At 57.6% G+C, this 961-nt stretch carries 1 protein-coding gene; it reads right to left on the bottom strand.

The genetic code is table 11. The features are described 5' to 3' along the window. On the bottom strand, nucleotides 1–961 hold a 961-nt coding region (locus tag MOY_RS17315; RefSeq protein ID WP_009102282.1), incomplete at both ends, for a hypothetical protein.

The raw sequence follows: 961 nt of genomic DNA, 5'->3' as shown, positions 1-961 counted from the left end.
GGCGTTATCACCCATCAGTACATGCTGGCTCTCTTGGTCGGCGTCGCTGATCGTTAAGGAGTCATTGCCTACACCGCCGATCCAGGTGACGTTGCCCGCATTAACCGACACGGTGTCGTCGCCACCTTCTTCAAAGGCCAGGCTTTCTGCGCTAATCAGTACGCCCTCATCGGTCCAGCCAAGCTGGGCGTTGTCGCCCATCAGTACGTGCTGGCTCTCTTGGTCGGCGTCGCTGATCGTTAAGGAGTCATCGCCTACACCGCCAATCCAAGTGACGTTGCCCGCGTTAACAAAGACGTCATCATTACCACCGATGTCGGTTGCTAAGCTTTCGGCACTGACCAGCACACCGTCATCCGTCCAGCCAAGCTGAGCGTTGTCGCCCATCAGTACGTGCTGGCTGTCTTCGTCGGCGTCGCTGATCGTTAAGGAGTCATCGCCTACACCGCCGATCCAGGTGACGTTGCCCGCATTAACCGACACGGTGTCGTCGCCACCTTCTTCAAAGGCCAGGCTTTCTGCGCTAATCAGCACGCCCTCATCCGTCCAGCCAAGCTGAGCGTTATCACCCATCAAGACATGCTCGCTACCTTGAGCCGCCTCAGTGATTTCGAGGGTGTCATTACCCACACCGCCAATCCAGGTGACGTTGCCCGCGTTAACGAAGACGTCATCATTACCACCGATGTCAGTCGCTAAGCTTTCGGCACTGACCAGCACACCGTCATCCGTCCAGCCCAGCTGGGCGTTATCACCCATCAGGACATGCTGGCTCTCTTGGTCGGCGTCAGTGATCGTTAAGGAGTCATCGCCTACACCGCCGATCCAGGTGACGTTGCCCGCATTAACCGACACGGTGTCGTCGCCACCTTCTTCAAAGGCCAGGCTTTCTGCGCTAATCAGTACGCCCTCATCGGTCCAGCCAAGTTGTGCGTTGTCGCCCATCAGTACGTGCTGGCTC

The organism is Halomonas sp. GFAJ-1, from assembly GCF_000236625.2.
GTDB lineage: Bacteria > Pseudomonadota > Gammaproteobacteria > Pseudomonadales > Halomonadaceae > Vreelandella.
This window is presented reverse-complemented; position numbering and strand designations above follow the sequence as displayed.